This window comes from Vibrio sp. 1580 (assembly GCF_033340055.1).
The window spans coordinates 1-799 of the sequence record NZ_JAWOVT010000195.1; the positions used below are offsets into that span (position 1 = coordinate 1).

General features: G+C 42.7%; 1 protein-coding gene. It reads left to right on the top strand.

Annotation, left to right across the window (positions count from 1 at the left end):
* A partial coding sequence (locus R7093_RS24965) for a HAMP domain-containing protein (protein ID WP_318146985.1) occupies positions 1-799 on the top strand: 799 nt, incomplete at both ends.

Here is a 799-nt window from a genome sequence, read left to right on the forward strand (position 1 = left end):
AAAATGAAAGAAGTAAGCTCGATGCATTAGGGTATGCGTTGTCCGCCAAGTTTTTGTACGTACTTGAGCCTATCATCCATGAAGGGCATGTAATTGGCTCAATTCGAGTGACGCTGTCACATATTCCAATTATAAATGCGCAACAATCATTCTTGAAAGATGCCGGCGTACTTCTGCTGATATTGGCGGCTGGTGGCATTATTTTCTACATTACCATTGATCGTATCATTCTAAGACCGTTGCTCGATCTCAACGGTGCAATTCAAGATGTTACTTTTGGTAATGCCTCTCACGTACAAATTCGTCATCATTCTAAAGACGAACTAGGCGAAGTTATTCACGCATTCAATCGAATGATGACCAAACTCCGAAAAAGGGAAAAACAACGCCAGCATTCGTTAGCTACGCTCGAACAAAAAAGAGCATTTTCAGAAGAAGTCATTGAATCCATTCAGTATGCGTTGGTTATTACCGACAACCTTGGCACCATTATCCACAGTAATGCTGCGACTCAGCATATATTTCAGAAAACACCGGAAGCACTAGAAAATGCGAATATCCGCGATCTGATAAAAACAAAAATGCCGAACGAGCTTAGCCAAATTCTTAGTCGATGCTTAGAGTGTGATGATATCCACCTTCAAAACATTGATAACGAACAGCAGCTAAGCCTAACGACTCGTCGTTTGTCTAACCACGGTTATCTTCTCTTCGCCATTCAAGACATCACAGAGATTGAAGAGGCGATGAATCGCCAGCGCGTAGCTGGTCGAGTGTTTGAAGCCAGTCAAGACGGCCT